This window comes from Bradyrhizobium sp. (assembly GCF_022844465.1).
Classification (GTDB): domain Bacteria; phylum Pseudomonadota; class Alphaproteobacteria; order Rhizobiales; family Xanthobacteraceae; genus Bradyrhizobium.
Genome location: NZ_JALHLP010000012.1, coordinates 1 through 18831 on the forward strand (window position 1 = coordinate 1; position 18831 = coordinate 18831).

General features: G+C 63.5%; 24 protein-coding genes. 11 read left to right on the top strand and 13 right to left on the bottom strand.

Translation table 11 applies throughout. The annotated features are described in order from the left end of the window. Positions 1-145: 145 nt before the first annotated feature. Both Q0D31_RS17155 and Q0D31_RS17160 read right to left on the bottom strand, forming a co-directional pair. Positions 146-394 carry a PilZ domain-containing protein gene (locus Q0D31_RS17155; protein WP_291853574.1) on the bottom strand — a complete coding sequence of 83 codons (249 nt, stop codon included), beginning with the start codon at positions 392-394 and terminating at the stop codon, positions 146-148. Positions 395-482: 88 nt separating this feature from the next. Further along, positions 483-1262, bottom strand: a complete 780-nt coding sequence (locus Q0D31_RS17160; RefSeq protein WP_291853576.1) for an SDR family oxidoreductase — start codon at positions 1260-1262, stop codon at positions 483-485. Positions 1263-1408: 146 nt separating this feature from the next. Between Q0D31_RS17160 and Q0D31_RS17165 the strand changes: the two genes are divergently transcribed. Beyond that, on the top strand, positions 1409-1822 hold the full coding sequence (locus tag Q0D31_RS17165) for a hypothetical protein (protein WP_291853578.1): 414 nt from the start codon (positions 1409-1411) through the stop codon (positions 1820-1822). Between the two features lie 9 nt (positions 1823-1831). On the opposite strand, the gene Q0D31_RS17170 is transcribed toward Q0D31_RS17165, so the two are convergent. From Q0D31_RS17170 to Q0D31_RS17190, 5 genes are all read right to left on the bottom strand, one after another. Beyond that, positions 1832-2707: an MBL fold metallo-hydrolase gene (locus Q0D31_RS17170; RefSeq protein ID WP_291853580.1), complete on the bottom strand. Its 876-nt coding sequence runs from the start codon at positions 2705-2707 to the stop codon at positions 1832-1834. A 75-nt stretch (positions 2708-2782) separates the two neighbouring features. After that, the gene (locus Q0D31_RS17175) at positions 2783-4405 is read right to left on the bottom strand and encodes an ABC-F family ATP-binding cassette domain-containing protein (RefSeq protein ID WP_291853582.1); all 1623 of its coding nucleotides are present in this window, start codon (positions 4403-4405) and stop codon (positions 2783-2785) included. Positions 4406-4513: 108 nt separating this feature from the next. Next, positions 4514-5218: a GrlR family regulatory protein gene (locus tag Q0D31_RS17180; protein ID WP_291853584.1), complete on the bottom strand. Its 705-nt coding sequence runs from the start codon at positions 5216-5218 to the stop codon at positions 4514-4516. 170 nt (positions 5219-5388) lie between these two features. Beyond that, complete coding sequence (locus Q0D31_RS17185) at positions 5389-6426, bottom strand: glutamine synthetase beta-grasp domain-containing protein (RefSeq protein WP_291853586.1); 1038 nt, start codon at positions 6424-6426, stop codon at positions 5389-5391. A gap of 248 nt (positions 6427-6674) precedes the next feature. Then, positions 6675-6881: a hypothetical protein gene (locus Q0D31_RS17190; protein ID WP_291853588.1), complete on the bottom strand. Its 207-nt coding sequence runs from the start codon at positions 6879-6881 to the stop codon at positions 6675-6677. Positions 6882-6984: 103 nt separating this feature from the next. Between Q0D31_RS17190 and Q0D31_RS17195 the strand changes: the two genes are divergently transcribed. Beyond that, entirely contained in the window at positions 6985-7179 is a 195-nt protein-coding gene (locus tag Q0D31_RS17195) for a DUF2735 domain-containing protein (protein WP_366518531.1), read from the top strand. A 358-nt stretch (positions 7180-7537) separates the two neighbouring features. Beyond that, positions 7538-8284 carry a tyrosine-protein phosphatase gene (locus Q0D31_RS17200; protein ID WP_291853592.1) on the top strand — a complete coding sequence of 249 codons (747 nt, stop codon included), beginning with the start codon at positions 7538-7540 and terminating at the stop codon, positions 8282-8284. A 55-nt stretch (positions 8285-8339) separates the two neighbouring features. On the opposite strand, the gene Q0D31_RS17205 is transcribed toward Q0D31_RS17200, so the two are convergent. Beyond that, complete coding sequence (locus Q0D31_RS17205; RefSeq protein ID WP_291853595.1) at positions 8340-8543, bottom strand: hypothetical protein; 204 nt, start codon at positions 8541-8543, stop codon at positions 8340-8342. 189 nt (positions 8544-8732) lie between these two features. Here Q0D31_RS17205 and fabG point away from each other — a divergent pair, with 189 nt between their 5' ends. The 3 genes from fabG (at position 8733) to Q0D31_RS17220 (ending at position 10622) form a co-directional block, all read left to right on the top strand. Beyond that, positions 8733-9419, top strand: a complete 687-nt coding sequence (fabG, locus tag Q0D31_RS17210; protein ID WP_291853598.1) for a 3-oxoacyl-ACP reductase FabG — start codon at positions 8733-8735, stop codon at positions 9417-9419. A gap of 92 nt (positions 9420-9511) precedes the next feature. Further along, positions 9512-10198 carry a DUF2161 family putative PD-(D/E)XK-type phosphodiesterase gene (locus Q0D31_RS17215; RefSeq protein ID WP_291853601.1) on the top strand — a complete coding sequence of 229 codons (687 nt, stop codon included), beginning with the start codon at positions 9512-9514 and terminating at the stop codon, positions 10196-10198. A gap of 121 nt (positions 10199-10319) precedes the next feature. Continuing rightward, positions 10320-10622 (top strand): hypothetical protein, encoded by a 303-nt coding sequence (locus Q0D31_RS17220; protein WP_291853604.1) that lies wholly within the window; start codon positions 10320-10322, stop codon positions 10620-10622. Between the two features lie 60 nt (positions 10623-10682). Here Q0D31_RS17220 and Q0D31_RS17225 read toward each other — a convergent pair whose 3' ends face one another. Next, a complete protein-coding gene (locus Q0D31_RS17225) occupies positions 10683-11300 on the bottom strand; it encodes a GNAT family N-acetyltransferase (RefSeq protein ID WP_291853607.1) in 618 nt (205 codons plus the stop codon). 153 nt (positions 11301-11453) lie between these two features. Next, positions 11454-11852 carry a PaaI family thioesterase gene (locus Q0D31_RS17230; RefSeq protein ID WP_291853609.1) on the bottom strand — a complete coding sequence of 133 codons (399 nt, stop codon included), beginning with the start codon at positions 11850-11852 and terminating at the stop codon, positions 11454-11456. A 121-nt stretch (positions 11853-11973) separates the two neighbouring features. Between Q0D31_RS17230 and Q0D31_RS17235 the strand changes: the two genes are divergently transcribed. After that, positions 11974-12795 carry a cobalamin-binding protein gene (locus tag Q0D31_RS17235; RefSeq protein ID WP_291853848.1) on the top strand — a complete coding sequence of 274 codons (822 nt, stop codon included), beginning with the start codon at positions 11974-11976 and terminating at the stop codon, positions 12793-12795. On the opposite strand, the gene Q0D31_RS17240 is transcribed toward Q0D31_RS17235, so the two are convergent. After that, positions 12761-14041: an ArgE/DapE family deacylase gene (locus Q0D31_RS17240; protein ID WP_291853612.1), complete on the bottom strand. Its 1281-nt coding sequence runs from the start codon at positions 14039-14041 to the stop codon at positions 12761-12763. The genes Q0D31_RS17235 and Q0D31_RS17240 overlap by 35 nt on opposite strands. A gap of 135 nt (positions 14042-14176) precedes the next feature. Between Q0D31_RS17240 and Q0D31_RS17245 the strand changes: the two genes are divergently transcribed. Continuing rightward, positions 14177-14440: a DUF6719 family protein gene (locus Q0D31_RS17245; RefSeq protein WP_366518528.1), complete on the top strand. Its 264-nt coding sequence runs from the start codon at positions 14177-14179 to the stop codon at positions 14438-14440. 30 nt (positions 14441-14470) lie between these two features. Here the strand turns inward: Q0D31_RS17245 and Q0D31_RS17250 are convergent, their stop codons facing one another. Beyond that, a complete protein-coding gene (locus Q0D31_RS17250) occupies positions 14471-14866 on the bottom strand; it encodes a hypothetical protein (RefSeq protein WP_291853615.1) in 396 nt (131 codons plus the stop codon). A gap of 392 nt (positions 14867-15258) precedes the next feature. Here Q0D31_RS17250 and Q0D31_RS17255 point away from each other — a divergent pair, with 392 nt between their 5' ends. Then, on the top strand, positions 15259-15561 hold the full coding sequence (locus Q0D31_RS17255; RefSeq protein WP_291853618.1) for a hypothetical protein: 303 nt from the start codon (positions 15259-15261) through the stop codon (positions 15559-15561). 33 nt (positions 15562-15594) lie between these two features. Here the strand turns inward: Q0D31_RS17255 and Q0D31_RS17260 are convergent, their stop codons facing one another. After that, on the bottom strand, positions 15595-16143 hold the full coding sequence (locus Q0D31_RS17260) for a CreA family protein (protein WP_291853621.1): 549 nt from the start codon (positions 16141-16143) through the stop codon (positions 15595-15597). A gap of 328 nt (positions 16144-16471) precedes the next feature. Here Q0D31_RS17260 and Q0D31_RS17265 point away from each other — a divergent pair, with 328 nt between their 5' ends. After that, positions 16472-18046 carry a L,D-transpeptidase family protein gene (locus tag Q0D31_RS17265; RefSeq protein ID WP_291853624.1) on the top strand — a complete coding sequence of 525 codons (1575 nt, stop codon included), beginning with the start codon at positions 16472-16474 and terminating at the stop codon, positions 18044-18046. A gap of 91 nt (positions 18047-18137) precedes the next feature. Continuing rightward, positions 18138-18710: a glutathione peroxidase gene (locus tag Q0D31_RS17270; protein WP_291853627.1), complete on the top strand. Its 573-nt coding sequence runs from the start codon at positions 18138-18140 to the stop codon at positions 18708-18710. Positions 18711-18831 lie beyond the last annotated feature (121 nt).

The window sequence follows — 18831 nt, forward strand, 5'->3', positions numbered from 1 at the left end:
CGCCGATCCGCCGCCGCAGGCCGCTTACGTGCCGCCGCCTCCCGGGTCGGCCCAGCCCGCGCCGCCGGCGCTCGCCAACGACGGCGCGCCGGTGGTGCGCCCGCCGATGCCGTTGCGGTAAATCGGGGTGAAAGTGCCGCGAGCGCTAGAAGCAGACGCCGAGGCGGATGCCGCGGCTCCACACCACCCGGCAGCGCTTTTTGGTGGTGCCGTAGAACATGTCAAACCGCTCCGGCAGCTTGACCTGCCCGTTCAGCTCGAGGCAGGCGCCGCCGGCGGAATAGTCCACCAGCCGGCACTCGATCAACGGCGACTTGGGGCTGACCTGGAGCTTGACTGTCTTGGAGACGTGGCCTGTTGGCCGGGTACGCGCAAACCGCCGGGGGTAGACCATGCGAACGCTCTCAGGAATGTTCCGTCATGCTCACAAATCGCGGTTAAAATTTCGTTCAACCGCATGGTTAGGCTCGCGTTAGCGGGGTTCAGATTTCCGGCGGCTCGAACCAGTTCATCAGCGACAGGCCGCCGTCGACCACGATCGCGGCGCCGGTGACATAGGCCGAGATCCGGTTCGACAGCACCGCCAGCGCCATCGGCGCGAGGTCCTCGGCCTGGCCGAGCCGTCCGAGCGGGATGTGCCGGGCGAGTGCCGGATCGGCGACGAAGCCGCCGGCGGCGATTGCGCCGGGCACCAGCGCGTTGACGCGGATTCCGGAGCGGCCGAACGTCCGCGCCAGCTCCTTGACCAGGATCGCAAGCCCGGCCTTCGCCGTCGAATAATGCACGATGTTGCGCGGCGTGCCGGCATGCAGCGAGGTCAGCAGCAGGAACGAGCCGGGCTCCCGGTCGGCGATCAGCCTGCGCGCCAGCTCGCGCGAAAGGTGAAATCCGGCATCCAGATTCACCGCGTGCATCTGCGCCCAGGTCGCCGCGCTGACGGCCATGGCGTGGTCGGCCTCGCGCCTCGGCGGCGAGGCCGAGTGGACGAAATGCGTCACCCGTCCGACCGCGGCGGCGGCCGCCGCCAGCAGCGCCTCGCGCGCGGCGGGATCGGCGAGATCGCCGACCCAGGTCGTCGCCAGATCCGGCCGGGCCGAGGCCCTGGCGGCCGCCGCGACCGTATCCGGGTTGACGTCGGCGAACACCGTGCGGACGCCCTCGGCGACCAGCGCCTGGGCAATGGCGCGGCCGATGCCGTTGCCGGCGCCGGTGACCAGCGCCGCCTCGCGCGCGGGGTCGAAGGGACTGCTGAAAATGCTCATGGCGGTGGGGTCTCCCGGTGGGTCATCGCGCGACACCCTACGTTCGCGCTTGCGCTGGATCAATTCGGCGTTCCCTCCACAGCGGCAGGTTGCTTCCACCGGGCCGCCGATCGGCCTATCCTGTGCGCCTCAGCGGCGGTGAAGCCATGCAAACCCGCGTCCGAAAGTTCGCCCACGTCCTGGAACGCCTCGGGCTTGCAATGGCCGGCGCGGCGAGCGGGCTGTTCGTGGCGGCGCTGGTTGGAACCAGCCACGCCGCGCTGACCACCCAGGCCTTCCTGCTCATGATGATGATCGGCGGCGCGTTCGGCTTCTATCTCGGGATCGACACCCCTCCCCGGCCCTTTGACGGCGGCAACCGGATCCGCGACATCGACACGCCGGAGCTGCTGAGCGCGATCGGCACCTTCCTCGCCACCGCCGCGGCCTTCGCCTCCGTCGGCCTGATCGTGCTGCGCCACGATCCGCATATGACCTGGATCTGGATGATCATGGCCGGATGGGTCGGCGGCGTCGCCATGCAGATCATCGCCGGCGCCATCGCCCGCATGCGCGCGTAAACCGCCGGATCAGTCTCTCCGGAAACGATAATCGAAACGGTCGCCGTCCGCCGTGATCAGGCCGGCGGTCGGTGTCGGAAAATGCACCGGCAGGATCAGCGTGTCGGTGCCGGCGACGGAGGCGAAAAACTTGCGCCGCGAAATCGCGGACTGCTTCGGATCCCAGTCCGGCTTGGCCGACCAGTCGGGCTCGCGGCACTGGATCACGTGATGCATGAGGTCGCCGGCCACCACCGCGCGCTTGCCCCTGGAGAAGATGTTGACGCAGCAGTGACAGGGCGAATGCCCCGGCGTCGGCGTCAGCGTCACGGTATCGTCGAGCGCGTAGTCGTCGTCGACCAGCACCGCCTGGCCGGCTTCCATGATCGGCAGGCAATTGTCCCGGAACACCGTGCCGGGCGGGTTGGCGCCTTTGGCGTTCTCCGCCTCCCACGCCGCGTATTCCCGCTTGTGGAAGATGTATTTCGCATTGGGGAATGTCGGCACCCAGCGGCCATCGCGCAGCGTCGTGTTCCAGCCGGTGTGGTCGATGTGCAAATGGGTGCAGAACACGTAGTCGACCTGCTCGTAGGATACGCCGAGCGCGAACAATTCGTTGCGCCAGCGCTCCTTGCCGGGAAAGTCGAACGGCGGCGGGTGACCCTTGTCCTCGCCGGTGCAGGTGTCGACCAGGATGACATGGCGCGGGGTGCGGACCACGAAGGTCTGGTAGGTGATCACCATCATGCCCAGCGCGGCGTCGTACACCTCCGGCTCCATGGTGGCGAGATGGTGCTTGAAGACCTTGTCGTCATAGGCCGGAAAGAAATCCTGCGGCCTTCGCCACGGCCCCTCCCGCTCGATGACCGCGTCGATGGTGATGTCGCCGATCCTGAGCTGCTTCATGGCCGTTCGCTCCCCGTTTTGCGCGGCAGCGTATCGGCAGGCCCGTTGTCGCACAACCCGGCGGAAGGGAATGGCTCAACTGCGCAACCCCGGCGCTTCCTGGCCGGTGCGTGCGACATATTCGGTGTAGCCGCCGCCATAGAGATGCGGGCCCTCCGGCGTCAGTTCCAGCACGCGGTTGGAGAGCGCGGCCAGGAAATGCCGGTCGTGCGAGACGAACAGCATGGTGCCCTCGAATTCGCACAGCGCGTTGATCAGCATTTCCTTGGTCGCGAGGTCAAGATGGTTGGTCGGCTCGTCCAGCACCAGGAAGTTCGGCGGGTCGAACAGCATGTGGGCCATCACCAGCCGCGCCCTCTCACCGCCCGAGAGCACCCGGCATTTCTTCTCGACATCGTCGCCGGAGAAGCCGAAGCAGCCGGCGAGCGCGCGCAGCGAACCCTGGCCGGCCTGCGGAAACGAATCCTCAAGCCACTGGAACACGGTGCGCTCGCCATCGAGCAGATCCATGGCGTGCTGGGCGAAGTAGCCCATCTTGACGCTGCCGCCGACCGCCACCGTGCCGTTGTCGGGCTCAGTGGCGCCCGCCACCAGTTTCAACAGCGTCGACTTGCCGGCGCCGTTGACGCCCATCACGCACCACCGCTCGCGGCGGCGGATCATGAAATCGAGTCCCTGATAGATGCTGCGGCCGCCATAGCCCTTGTGGACGCCCTTCAGGCTGACGACGTCCTCGCCCGAGCGCGGCGCCGGGAGGAAGTCAAACGCCACGGTCTGGCGCCGCTTCGGCGGCTCGACGCGCTCGATCTTGTCGAGTTTCTTGACCCGGCTCTGCACCTGCGCCGCATGCGAGGCGCGCGCCTTGAAGCGTTCGATGAACTTGATTTCCTTGGCCAGCATCGCCTGCTGGCGTTCGAACTGGGCCTGCTGCTGCTTCTCGTTCAGCGTGCGCTGCTGCTCGTAGAATTCGTAGTCGCCGGAATAGGTCGTCAGCGTGCCGCCGTCGATTTCGACGACCTTGTTGATGATGCGGTTGATGAACTCGCGGTCGTGCGAGGTCATCAGCAGCGCGCCCTCGTAGCCCCTGAGGAACTGCTCCAGCCAGATCAGGCTTTCCAGATCAAGGTGGTTGCTCGGCTCGTCCAGCAGCATGACGTCCGGCCGCATCAGCAGAATGCGCGCCAGCGCCACCCGCATCTTCCAGCCTCCCGAGAGCGCGCCGACGTCGCCCTCCATCATCTCCTCGCTGAAGCCGAGGCCGGACAGCGCCTCGCGCGCGCGGCCGTCGAGGGCATAGCCGTCGAGTTCCTCGAAGCGCCCCTGCACCTCGCCATAGCGCGCGATAATGGCGTCCATGTCGTCGGCGCGATCGGGATCAGCCATCGCGGCCTCGAGTTGCTTCAGTTCGCCCGCCACGGCGCTGACCGGCCCCGCCCCGTCCATCACCTCGGCTACGGCGCTGCGCCCGGCCATCTCGCCCACGTCCTGGCTGAAATAGCCGATGGTGATGCCGCGATCGAGCGAGACCTGGCCCTCATCCGGCGGCTCCTGGCCGGAGATCATCCGGAACAGCGTGGTCTTGCCGGCCCCGTTCGGGCCGACGAGGCCGATCTTCTCGCCCTTCTGCAGCGCCGCCGAAGCTTCGATGAAGAGGATCTGGTGGCCGACTTGCTTGCTGACGTTATCGAGACGGATCATTGGGGCCTGAAACGGAGGAAATCGTTGCGGCCGCTGCTTAGGACATCTGGCCCGTTTGTGGAAGCGGTTGCCGCGATCGCCGTGCAGCTGTCGCGGGCGCGATGCCCGCTACAACAGGCGCATCAACTTGAGCACCGCGGTCATACGCAGGCTGCGCTTGCCGGCGAGCGCGGTCGCTTCCAGTAACGCCCCCTGCTCGTCGCAGGTACCGGAAAAGCCGATGCCGACATCATGGCCGCCGAATACGGGATTCTCCCCCTTGGACGGGGTGTGTTCCTGATTCAGGATCTGGCCCTTCCAGCGGCCTTTCTCCGAGGTGTAGGTGCCCAGATAATAGAACGAGGCGTCGCCGCCGAGGATACGGCCGTCATTGAGCAGCATCACGCCGGTCAAGCCGCCCTCGACACCGTCGAGCATGCGGACGTGAATCGAATAGAGGCCGTTGACAATGCCCGCCTCTCCGACACCGCCGGCAATCGGCACCGCCTCCTGCTCGATCGGCGTCATGACGGCCTGGAACATCACGCCGGGCAGTTCTTTCAACCCGCCCTCAAGACGGTAAAGATCGCCGTCCGGCCTGCCCTTCGCCAGCAAGGTTGCATCGTCGGTGCCGGCCATGGCGCGATAGTTCGGATCCGGATTATGGCGGACCGTCTTGATCTCGATGCCGACCTCGTCATCGCCCTTTTCGTAGGTGCCGATATGAGCAAAGGCCGAATTGCCGCCCAGCATCCTGCCATCGCCCGCATACATGACGCTGCGCCCGACCGCGGCGCCGAGCTGAAACCTGACCTTGTAAAATCCTTCGAACAATGAACGCCCCTAGGCAAACCCAAGGCCGCTATGTAGCGCGGTTCATGACGCCGGGAAACGGCTTAGAGCCGAGCTATTTGGCGTCAGCGTCATCAAGACGCAACGATCCCGCCGAGACGATAGGCCCCGGCGGATCAGTTGGCGCACACGTACCCGCCCAGTATCGTATCTCAGGCCGCGACCGCCTTGGCGCCGGTCGGAACTTCCGCGATGGTCTTGAGGATCTGCGAAGCGATCTGGTAGGGGTCGCCTTGCGAGTTCGGGCGGCGATCTTCCAGGTAACCGCGGTATCCGTTGTTGGCGAACGAGTGCGGAACCCGGATCGAGGCGCCGCGGTCGGCGATGCCGTAGCTGAAGGTGTCGATCGACGCCGTCTCGTGCTTCCCGGTCAGGCGCATATGGTTGTCCGGACCGTAGACCGCGATGTGATCGGCGCGGTTCTTCCTGAAGGCATCCATCAGCCTTTCGAAATACTCCTTGCCGCCCACTTCGCGCATGAATTTGGTCGAAAAGTTGGCGTGCATGCCGGAGCCGTTCCAGTCGGTGTCGCCGAGCGGCTTGCAGTGGAATTCGATATCGATGCCGTAACTCTCGGTCAGCCGCAGCATCAGGTAACGGGCGATCCACATCTCGTCGGCAGCCTTGCGCGAGCCCTTGCCGAAGATCTGGAATTCCCACTGGCCCTTCGCCACTTCGGCATTGATGCCTTCGTGGTTGATGCCGGCGGCGAGGCAGAGGTTGAGATGCTCTTCCACGATCTTGCGGGCGACGTCGCCGACGTTCTTGTAGCCGACGCCGGTGTAGTACGGACCTTGTGGCGCCGGATAGCCGCTGCTCGGGAAGCCGAGCGGGCGACCGTCCTTGTAGAAGAAGTATTCCTGTTCGAAACCGAACCAGGCGCCTTCATCGTCGAGGATCGTCGCGCGCTTGTTCGAGGGGTGCGGTGTCTTGCCGTCGGGCATCATGACTTCGCACATCACCAGCGCGCCGTTTTCACGGGCGGCGTCGGGAAAGATTGCGACCGGCTTGAGTACGCAATCGGAATTGTGGCCTTCGGCCTGCAGGGTCGAGGAACCGTCGAAGCCCCACAGCGGAAGCTGTTCCAGCGTCGGGAAATAGTCGAACTCCTTGATCTGCGTCTTGCCGCGCAGGTTCGGTGTCGGCGTATACCCGTCGAGCCAAATATACTCGAGCTTGTACTTGGTCATTGAGCCTCTCTTGAGTTGGTGCGGCATATTGCGGGAAACCAAGGACCCTGATTCTCTGATCCAAAACCGTCGATTTGCGCACAGATGTACCCGGCCAGGTCAGGCCATTTTCCTATAAGCATTTTGCATGCCAATTGAGGTACCCACCAACCGGCGGATACCGCGCTTGGCCGAACGAAAAAAGGTGCGGCATAGACGCGCGGCAACTGCGCGGCGCAGACAGCCGCGCGCTCGATTGGCCACGCCTGTCACGCCCATTTTTCCGGCATTAGCGCAATGCTGAAATTGCATTGATCAACGCCCGCCGCGGCACTTCCCAAAGCTGTCAGGCGTATGACCCGCTCTTCGCGGGCAACCTTCCCAATGGTCGCGCGTTGATTACAATGCGCTGCTATATTAGTAGCAGCGGCGGAAATGCCCAATATTTGGCCAACAGGTGATGCCATCTTGGTCATCTTGCATCTACCACAGGCACCAATGATATCGCGGATGTAACGACTGGAAAACGAGTCGGGCGCACCATGGAAGCTCGCGCTTGGCGCGATGGAGAGACAGATGATGAATCCAACCACACCTCAAGGGTCGGCCAAGATCTACCAATTCCCTGCCGGGGGCCGGTCGGCGCTCAAGGGACCTCCCCTTGAAGAGATCAGGAGCGAGTTAGCCGCGCCGTCGGTGAACCTCGCGGACTGCAGTGGTAGCTGGTACCACGCAGCCGCCATTGCGGAAGCCGACGCCGAGCGAAACCACTGATGTCCGCAAGATCCTCGGCAAGGACCCGCCCGGCGATCGTCGCTAGGTGTGGGAACTACGGCGGGCCGGGGCGAAATCGTTTCGGCCCGTTTCACTCTGCTCGCTTCACGCCTGCCGGCAAACGGTCACTTGCCGACTGGCGTATTTGAGGCTGTCGCCCGGCTTTCGTGATCCCAAGGGGGCGCTACCTCTCCCGAGTATTGCGAACCCAGCGGACGTGCCGACCAAACCAGCGCCGAAAATTGCTGCCCCCGACAATTCATGCTTTTGCTGGCGAGAGAGTCCAGTATAGACGAGGCGGGGCAGACGGCAGGGCCCTGCCCGTTCCGTGTCCGCCGCGCGAGATCGTTTGAGCCAGATGTCAGAATCACCTGCCCGCCATCTCAACCTGGCTGGCGCCAGCAATTTTCGCGACCTCGGCGGCTATCCCACCCGCGATGGCCGCCTCGTGCGCTGGCGACAGATTTTTCGTTCCAACCACCTCGGCCATCTCACCGACGACGACATCGCCGTCATGCGCAACCTCGGCGTCCGCAGCGCATTCGATTTCCGGGGTACCGAAGAACGCGCCGCCGCGCTATGTGGCATGCCCGATATTGCCGTACATTCACTGCCGGTCGAGCCTACCGTGGTCGCCGCGCTGCGCGCGATCATGGCTGCCGGCACGGCGCTGTCGACGGCGCACGCCGTCGACATCATGCGGGATTCCTATCGCAACTATGTCCAGCAGAACACGCGCCACTTCCGCGCGTTGTTTGCCCATTTGCTGGAAGACCGCGCGCCGCTGGTGATCCATTGCACCGCCGGCAAGGACCGCACCGGCTTTGCCTGCGCGTTGATCCTGCACACCCTCGGCGTTGCCGACGACATCATTGCCGAAGATTATCTGCTTACTAACCGCTACTACCGCAGGGATCCCGCCTCCGGCAGCGATCTGCCCGAAGACGTCAAGCAGGTATTGGGCTCGGTGCAGGAATCGTTTCTTGCCGCCGCGTTCGAGGCCATCGACGCCGACTATGGCGACCTGGAAGCCTACCTCCGCGACGGCCTGGGTCTCGGCGCTGCCGACCGTGCGAGCCTCCAGGCGCGCTACCTGCAAGGCTGAATTCGGGAGGCTGACCGCTGGATCGCTCCTTGCGGCTGGGTGGAAGGCAGCGGGCTTACGCCGCCGCTTCCATTTCCAGTTCGGCATCGAGATCGGCGATGACGTCTTCGAAGGCTGATATCGCCTGCTGGATTGCCGCGATCTGCATCAATTCCCAGCTTGAAACCGGTCCGTTGCGATTCTGTAGCGCCACAACCAGGTCGCGCCGCTGCTCCTTAAGCTGAACGAGCGGTAAACCGTGATCGGCTAGACTCCTCATGGCTAATCCCCTGCCTGGTTTGCTGGCGCGGTTGTAGCGAAGGGATTCTGCAAACGGCTTACAAAACTCCGGCAAATTTTATCTATTCGGCCCCATTTATCGGCTTTTTGTCCGGATATCCACCGCATTGCAATCCAAGGGCAACTGACGATAGTAGCCCTCGCTTCTTGATGCCGCAGGAAACCCATCATGGACGGAACAGTCGTGGTCGTGACGGGTGCGCTGGGTGCGTTGGGCCGGGTGGTCGCGGAAGAGGCGTTGGCGCGCGGGGCCAAGGTAGCGGGCATCGACCACGCCCCGACGCAGACCCCGTCCCCGACCACGGCTGATCTGCTGCTGCTTGGTGGCGTCGATCTCACCGACGCAGCGTTGGCGCGGAAGGCAGTCGATGCCGTCGCGGCGCATTTTGGCAAGCTTGACGCGTTGATCAATATCGCGGGCGGATTCTCCTTCGAGACCGTGGCCGATGGCGATCCCGCGACCTGGCAGCGAATGTATGCCCTCAATGTCACCACGGCGCTTAACGCCTCCCGCGCGGCGATCCCGCATCTCCTCGCATCGGCTGCCGGGCGGATCGTCAATATCGGCGCAATGGGGGCGTTGCAGGCCGGCGCCGGCATGGGCGCCTACGCCGCCTCCAAGGCCGGCGTGCATCGCCTGACCGAGGCGCTCGCCGCCGAATACAAGGGCAAGATCACGGTTAACGCGGTGTTGCCCTCGATCATCGACACGGCGGCCAATCGCGCCAGCATGCCGAAAGCCGATTTCGCGAAGTGGGTGAGTCCGGAAGAACTGGCCGAGGTGATCCTGTTTCTCGCCAGCGATAGGGCAAGCGGCGTCACCGGCGCGCTACTGCCGGTGAGCGGACGCGTTTAGTTTCCCCCTGTGATGCCCGATCATGGGTGCGGCTTGAATCGGTTAGTATCCACAGGTTGATTCGCGGCCAGCAAGCGCCGCCGGAGCTAGCAGTGGAAACCGCGCTTTACCTGCCCGTCAAACGCTTCCTCGAAAAGCTCGGCTTCACGGTCAAGGGCGAGGTCGGCGGCTGCGACCTGGTGGCGCTGAGCGGCGACGATCCGCCGGTCGTGGTGATCGGCGAATTGAAGCTTTCGTTCAATCTGGAACTCATCCTGCAGGCGGTCGATCGCGCCGGCGCGGCCGACGAGGTCTGGCTGGCCGCAAGACTTTCTACACGCGGCAAGGGGCGCGAAAGCGACGCGCGATATCGCAATCTCTGCCGCCGCCTTGGGTTTGGCATGCTGGCCGTCACCAACACCGGTGACGTCGAGGTGATCGTCAAGCCGCCGACCGCGGCCCCACGCCGCAACCAGAAAAAGCGCTCGCGGCTGATCGCGGAGCACCAGAAGCGAAGGGGCGATCCGGCGAAGGGCGGGTCGACGCGCGCGCCGATCATGACGGCCTACCGACAGCAGGCGCTGGCCTGCGCGTCGGCGCTGGCGCAGGGTCCACGTCGCGTTCGAGATATTAGGGTGGAAGTGCCGGACGCTGGCAAGATCCTTTTGAACAACGTCTATGGTTGGTTCGACCGCGCCGAGCGCGGCATCTACGTGCTTACCGACGCCGGACACGCCGCGCTTAAACGCTGGCCGCAGCAGTCGCTGGATGAGCGCGCGACCGGCAATCGCGCACCCTAGGAACGATGCCGCGACCGAGCTGGAGAAAAATTGTAGGTGCATGGCTGCAATGCCATGCGAAATTCATATTGCAATGCAACATTGGGACACCTAGGTTTGCATGACCCGGCGCGAGGCTCCAATGAGTGAAGACTGGAAAACGAAATACGGCACTCGACGCGTTCGGCGCGATCCGCCAACGCTGGAAGAGGCCATCTTCGCCGCGGTCGGCATGACCGATGATCCGAAACAGCAAGCGGAAATCGCTGCCGCCCTGATGGGACTGCCCTATGAGGACGTCATGGCTGAAGTGAAGAAGACCGGCCGCGCGCTGGCGCGATCAGCCACCCGCGTTATTACCGGCGAGCAAGGCGCGCAGCGCTCGGTCGTGGTCGAGCGCCGCGTGGTCAGGCGCTTCAGCAACGACAAGCGCACCGGCACGTAAAGTCCGGCCGGGTTGCCTGGCATCGTGATGCGCACCAGCGAGCGCGCTGACGCGGGCCCGTCAGATGGTGCGGCCAAATCCATAGATGCGAAGCAGCAATCGCCAATAGGCGCGGTTCAGTCCCGCCATCGCGCGCGTGGCGCTCGCCGCGTTTTCGACCCATGAGGTCCCAAGTTCGCCCGCGATCGGCTGCGACACGTCGATCGTGCCAGTGGATTCTCCGTGGCGGAACGTCAGCTGCGCCCCGAACTTGCGCGCAAGCGCTCGCATCGCGTCATTCTGTGCGCCGGTAGTGATCCGCAGGCTCTGGTAGCCCTTGGCGCGCGCTTCCGCGATCAGCTTTCGGAACAGGATGCTGCCCAATCCCCGCCGCCGTACCGATGATTCGACGCTGAAGGCGATTTCGGGAAGTGAACCCGGCGATGAATCGGGCGGGTGCAGTTCGGCTGCGCCGCGGACCAACCCGTTCTCGAAATATCCGATCACGATCGTACCATCGTCGGTGCACTTCTCGGCGTAGCGCTCGATGAAGCTGTCGTCCATGAAGCCCTGGAAGCGGTCACGCCGGCTGTTGCGGTCGAGCCGCAACAGGTGATCGCGCAGCAACGGCAATTCAAGCTGACTCAAGGTGCGCACGCTGCTGTTGGCGAGCGCGGCCGCGATGACGGTGAGGTACATGTTCTATCTCCTCTGAGAAAAGACCCTCAAGGAGGCGTCGAATCCCTAGACCGTCAACATTGTGCGCCGCACCATTAAATTCAAGTCCTTGGAATGCTTCATAAAAAATCAACTGTTGTTAACTTTTTGTGAAGAGAGGGAACCAAACCCTCATCACAGCACCATTTGCGTCTGGGTGACGATCGCGACCAGCTTGCCGTCCTCGGTTTCCAGCCGCGTCTGCCAGACCTGGGTTCGCCGCCCCCGATGTAGCGGGGTTGCAGTCGCGATCACGGTAGACCCCTCCCTGGCGGCGCCGATGAAGTTGGTCTTGCTCTCGATCGTGGTGGTGCCCTTCGCGTCTGCGGGCAGGTTGAGGACGGTTGCGGCCGCGCCGACCGAATCCGCAAACGCCATGACCGCGCCGCCGTGAATCGTATTCCGGAGCGTGCAGAGATCCGGCCGCACCGACATTTTTGCCACCACGCGATCGACTTCCGCTTCGGTGAAGGTCACGCCCTTCAGCTCCGCAAACGGCATCTTCATCGACTGGAGTTTTTCGAGCGGCGTCATGGATCCTCCGGTTTCCCTGTGCGTGTTCCAGAGCAGAATGAATTGCTCTGGTAAATCAGACAATGACCTCCGAGGTAATGGTTGCCGTGACATGGCACGGGGAATTGGGCATATCGTCGGCATGCGCCAGTTCCCGCCCCGCCGGATCGTCTGCCTGACCGAAGAGACCGTGGAGACGCTGTATTTGCTCGGCGAGCAGGACCGCATCGTCGGCGTCTCCGGCTATGCCGTGCGGCCGCCGGGAGTCCGCCGCGAGAAGCCGCGGGTTTCCGCGTTCATCTCCGCGGACATTCCGAAGATTCTGGCGCTGCAGCCGGATCTCGTACTGGCCTTCTCCGACCTGCAAGCCGGCATTGTCGCCGATCTGGTCCGCGCGGGCGTCGCCATCCACGTCTTCAACCAGCGCGACATTGCCGGTATTCTCGCGATGATCCGTACGTTGGGCGCCATGGTCGACGCGTCCGAACGCGCCGATCAACTCGCAACCGGCTTCGAGCAGCGCCTCGCGCATATCGCTTCGACGCCGCGGCCGCAGCCCAAACCAAAAGTCTATTTCGAGGAATGGGACGATCCGCTCATCAGCGGCATCGGCTGGGTGTCGGAACTGATCGAGATCGCCGGCGGCGAGGACGTATTGCCGAAACTGCGATTTCAGCAGGCGGCCAAGGACCGCATCATCGCACCCGACGTCGTGCGCGCGGCCGCGCCCGACGTGATCCTCGCGTCGTGGTGCGGCAAGAAGGTGGTACCTGATCGCATCCGGCAACGTCCAGGCTGGAGCGATATTCCGGCGGTGCGCGACAACCGCATCGTCGAGATCAAGTCGCCGCTGATCCTGCAGCCGGGCCCGGCCGCGCTGACCGACGGGCTGGATGAGATCGTGAAGGCGTTGTGGGTGGAAGACTCCCCTACGCCTTCTCCACGCCGCACCATTCGGCGATGAACAGCGCAGTCGCCTTGGTCGATTTGCGCAGCGACTCCAGATCGACATATTCATTGAAGCCGTGCATCGCCGCCCCGCTGGCGCCAAAGCACAGGCTCGGGATGCCATAGTTCAGCCCATAGAAGCGCGTGTCGGTCAGCGCGGTGAAGACGAGGTCCTGGACCTCACCGCCATAGACCGCATTGAACGCCTTGCCGAAGGCGGCTTCCGGCGCCGCGGAATCCTTCAGCTCATATCCTTCCGACAGGAAGCCGGACCATTCCACCTGCGGCGGATTGTTGGAAAGAAAACGGTGATCGCGCGCCGCTGACGACACGCAGGCCAGGATTTCGTTCTGGCAATCGGCCACCGACCAGCCCGGCAGGATCGCGATCCGGCAATCGAGGTCGCACCAGGCCGGCACGCTGGAGGCCCAGTCGCCGCCCTTGATGATTCCGGGATTGAAATTGATCGGATGGTTGATTGCCGCAAAGTGATTGTCCTTGCTGGCGCGCGCGTTCCACTCGGCTTCGAGCTTCTGCAGCGCCTGGATCAGGTGGTAGGCTGCCATGATGGCGTTGGCGCCGGAGCCGGCCTCGAACACATGCACCGGGAAACCGCGCACCCGCAGCCGGAACCAGATCACGCCGACCTGCGAGCGCACCATCTTGCCGCCGGTCGGCTCGGGGATGAAGCAGGCGTCCGCGCGATAGCCGCGCTGAAGCGTGGAGAGCGCGCCGACACCGGTGGATTCTTCCTCGATCACGGATTGAAAGTGGATCCGCGCGGTCGGCCGCAAGCCCGCGGCCTTGATCGCGTCGAGCGCATAGAGCGCGCCGATGGTGCCTGATTTCATGTCGCAGGCGCCGCGACCGTACATTCTGCCGTCCTTGACGACAGGCGCGAATGGCGGCGCGTCCCACATGTCGAGCGGTCCGGCCGGAACGACGTCGCAGTGCCCCTGCAGGATCAGCGATTTGCCGGCGATATTCGCCGGCCGGTAGGTGCCGACCACCGTCCGCGCCTTCGAGAAATCGTGCTCGATCGGCCCGAAGCCGCGCAGATCCTTCAATTCCTCGACGTCGATATGCCAATCGTCGACCTCATAGCCGCGCGCCCGCAAGAGATCGCCGATCATGTCCTGGCAAGGCCCTTCGGCGCCGCGAGTCGAGGGAATCGCGACAAAATCCCGCGTCGTTGCCAGTTGCGCCGCAAATCCGGAATCGACGGCGTCGAGGATTCTCTGGGTATTCTCGTTGGCGTTCATGGGGGTTCCCTGGTGCTGATCGAGGCTCGATCAAAGCACAGTCCGGCGGGAACTCCACCCCCTGGATTGCTTTCAGAATCGGCCAGTCGCTCCTACAGTCAGGGCCGATCCAGAGCGAACTCAACGGAGATCGTATTGACGCTCACGAAGACGGCCGCACGCGGGTCACTTGCCGCGCTCGCCAGTATCGTGCTGTGGCTGATGGCAGCGCCGGCGCTCGCGTACCAGGTTTCGCGCGAGCAGGACATCGTCGATCTCAGGCTTGGCCAGCGCGTCCTCGTCGATGACGGCTCGTGCCCGACCGGGCAGGTCAAGGAAGTGTTGGGCTCGCAGATGACGTCGACAGGCGTGCTGCGCACACGCCAATGCATTCCAAGGCTAGGAACGAAAAGACGTTAGAACTTGCGGACGATCGATGCGCCAAGCCGCTCACGGATTCGACGGCTCGAACATGCACTGCAACGCCGGCTTGGCGATCTTGGTGAAGGTCGGGCCGATCTGGGAACGCTTGGCGGGAGGCACCCACGCGGCTTCGATCGTCGGCACGCCGGTTTCGCTGATGCCGCGCAGCAGCGCTTCGCGCAAATCGGCATCCTCGACGGCCGCCGCGGCATAATCGTGCAGGCAACCGCAGACACTTTCAGGATACGCCCAGCGTCCCAGCATATGCGGAGCGCACTGCCGCACGAAGTCGCCGCGGGGATCGGCGGGCTTGAACAGGGATCGTAACGAGGTCTGGGGCGGCTGAACCTGGACCTGGGCATGCGCCGACCCGAGGATGAGCCAGAACGCTAGGATCACGCCGGAGCAAATTCGTGAAAGCATGTAAGGCCTTTGTCGGCGATCTTCCTGAAAAACTGTCTGCTTCGCTCAGTCGGGCGCAACCACCATGGGCCGCGGCGCGAACCTCGCTATGGTTTGCGGCATCTCTCAGCATGTGCTTATCGCTCGGCCGTTTCACGGTATCTCCGCCGAAAGCGGAAAACGGTTTCATTGAACAGGAGAATTGTTTCTTCGGCGGAAAGCGACGAAACATTGGCGAAAAAACCTCAATAATTTCAGCGAAAACGCCTTGTCATCGCCGGCGTCGGAAACCCGTCCTCCAGCAATATCAGAAGCGTCTTGAACCCAGGCGCGCGCCCGCCGACTCACGCAAATACCCGAAACTTTTCTCGTGAACGCGCGTTGCAATTCTTCCTCGCAGAAGGAGAGCCGTCGTGGGCAATGGCAACCTCAATGTTGGCAATGGAACCACGACCTGCACTCAGCCGGCTATTGAGAATGTGACAGGCGGAAATAGCCCTTGTGAACCGCGGATCGAACTTTCCCTGAACATGACGGGCAGGCCACAATCACCGGCGGGTGTTGCAGTCTCATGTGGGGCGATGTCGCAGCAGGCCGGAGAATTCGGCGATAACATATCTGCACCGCAGGGTTTTTTGCATCTGGTCGGATGCCGCGAGCGCAAGGTCACGCCAGGCGACGAAAGAAATTCATCTTCCTATCCGCCCAAACGATAAAGCCCCGGGGCCTTCTGGCGGCGAGACCTTACCCTACTGGATGAATTCACCGCATTTTTGAACGGAAGCGTCAGCGGGCCCCCAAGGCATGATGGGCACCGAGGAGGTCGAGTTCTTCGGCGAACCCTCGATCAGCTTGTCCGAATAGACCATGTAAACCAGCACGTTGCGCTTGGCGTCGCACCCACGGACAATCTGCATCTTCTTGAAGAACAACGATCGGCGCTGGCGGAACATGTCATCGCCCTGCTCCATCTTCTGCTTGAAGCGAATCGGTGCGATCTGGCGGCAGGCCAGCGAAATGTCTGAGACCTCCTCCGCCAGACCCAGCCAACCCTTGTATCCGCCCTTTTCCGGCACGGTGAAATGGCACGCCACCCCCTCGATCTCGGGGTCATCCAGCGCATAGGTTGCCAGCTTGTCGTTCGGACTGAGCCATTTGAAAACGGTCGAACGGCGAAAGATCAGGTCCGGCTCCTCCGCGGCCGAAGCCGGGTTCGACTGCCAAAGGCTCAGGGCGAGCACCATCAAGGCCAGAACGGCCAATTTCCTGTCACATCTCACGACGGCCCCTGGTGTCATTGATATCTCCGCTGCAACGATCCCCGCCTATGTAGTGCGGGAAAGCCGTACAGGAAGGTCGGGCCAGCAACGGGAAGGTCGGGTAGCCGGCCCAGCCGCCGGCTAGGCCAGTTAACGGATTGTGAGGCTTTTTTGCTACGCTTGGCGGCAAAAGCGCTGCAATTGGAGGGCCTATACTGGTGAACGCCATACCCCTCTGCGACAACCAACAAGACATCGGGACAGCAGGCTCGAATATCCGGAGTTGAGGATTGTGCGCGTGAGTAGGTATCGGCGTTTCAGTGCGAAACTTGCAAGCGTAGATGCTTCAAGAACGCGATTTTGGCGGATGGCGATCCTGACCGCGGCCGCAATCGTTGTCGCGGCACCGGAGGCTGAGGCTGCCCTGTTCTATTGGCAGGACTCCTATCCCGGCTACTACCGGCCCGCGCCCACGGCGCAGCCGCGGCGTCAGCGGACACGCCGGCCCTCCGCCAAGTCCGAGACAACCCAGAGGGAAGCGAGCGCCAAGCCGCAAGGACCGCTGATCATCGCCGTCTCGCTCGATCAGCAGCGGGTCCGCGTCTACGACGGCAAGGGATTGTTCGCGGAAAGCCCGGTGTCCACTGGCATGAGGGGGCATTCGACCCCGATGGGCGTGTTCAGCATTATCCAGAAAAACAAGAAACACCGCTCCAACATCTATAGCGGCGCGCCGATGCCCTATATGCAACGCATCACCTGGTCCGGCATCGCGCTGCATGCCGGCGTATTGCCGGGCTATCCGGCCTCGCATGGCTGCATCCGCATGCCGATGGCGTTCGCGATAAAGATGTGGAACTGGACCCGGATGGGCGCGCGCGTGATCATAACGCCCGGCGAAATCACGCCCGCGGCGTTCGGGCATCCGCTGCTGGTGGCGCAAAAGGTGAGGCCACAACCCCTCATTGCCGACGAGCCGAACATGTCTGCGCCTGCTGTGAAAGGTGACAAGGGCGCTGACGCCGGCTCCACGATCCGGTTTGCAAGCCCGAGCTTTGCCAACGCGCATGCGAGCCTTGAACTCCGATCGACCGTCGGACACGCGGCTTCATTGCGCGAACAATTGCATAAAGCAGATGCGAGCAGCGCCTTGAAGGCGGGGGACACGGCCGCGACGATATCGGACGCCGGAGCTTCCATCGGCGCCATGCAGGCTGACGATAAGCCGGCCGAGGCGAAGGGCTTGACCCCTCCGGAAGCCAGGCCCGACGAGGTTACCGCCGTTGCTCCGGCCGTGGAGCCGACCGGCGCTGCCGAAGCCAGGGCCGATCCCGCGAACGAAGACAAGGCCGTACCCAAGGCCGAAGACAAGTCCGTCGCGGCGGTCGCCGCGACGCCGGCTTCCCTGCCCGACATGAAAGATACCTCGCGTCTGCCCGGCGCCGAGAAAGCGGTCGCCGCAAAGCCCGAACCGCCCAGGCGTCCGGGCCAGATTGCAGTATTCGTGAGCCGCAAAGATTCGAAGCTTTACGTTCGAGAGAGCTTCAAGCCGCAGTTCGACGTGCCGGTGACGATCGCGCCCAGCGACCGGCCGCTTGGAACCCACCTGTTCACCGCGGAAGCGGACAAGAACGATCCGAATCTGCTGCGCTGGTCGGTGGTCTCGCTGCCGGTCACGGCCCGCTATGCCGTCCGCATCGACGAAACCGACCGTTCGGCACGGCGCCGCGCCCCCGGCGGCGGCGCGCTTGCAGAAACAAAGCCGCTCCCCGCTCCGAACAATCCGCACGAGGCGCTGGACCGGATCACTATTGCTCCGGATGCGATGGCGCGGATCGCGGAGACGCTGACCACCGGCGCCTCGATCGTGGTGTCCGATCTTGGCATCAGCCAGGGCGGCGAGACCGGCGAAGGCACCGATTTCATCGTCCCCTTACGCTAGTTCGGACCGACTCATAACGTCTTGTTGAGCCGTGCCGGCGCGCGCGTTGGAGTATGTTAAGCGCCATTGATGCGCAAAGCGGAGGTTTTCCATGATCGACCGCAGGACCGTGATGACGGCGGCACTGGCCGCAATCGCAGACCTGACGACATCCAGACCGGCCCCGGCGCAACCAGCGATGAGCCGAATCACAGCTTACGCGTTTTCGTTTCTGGGATTGGCCGGCGGCGATATCAAGCTGGCCGAATTTGCCGGACGTCCGATCCTGGTGGTCAATACCGCCTCGCTCTGTGGCTTCACGCCGCAATATGGCGGCTTGCAGGAATTGTGGACCGAGTTCAGCGGCCGCGGCCTGATGATCATTGCCGTGCCCTCCAATGATTTCGGCGGACAGGAGCCGGGCGGCGCCACCGAAATCACCGCGGCCACGCAACATCACCGCGTCACATTTCCAATCGCGGCCAAAACGGTGGTGAAAGGCGCAGGCGCGCACCCGTTTTACAAATGGGCGGCAGAGGCGCGACCGAAAGACGTTCCGCGCTGGAACTTCCACAAATATCTGATCGGCCGGGACGGCTACATCGCCGAGGTGTTTCCAGAATCCGTCGTGCCCGCGGATACACGGGTCAAGACCGCGATTGCGCGGGTTCTGGCCGACAGCTGATTGATCAATTGCCAGCCAATCCGCTGGGTGTGACGACCACCACCGCCTTGGCGCGCCACCTCTAACTAGGGTACTATACCATAACGTAAAATTGGGGCCCGAGGGCCGAGGGACGACGGGT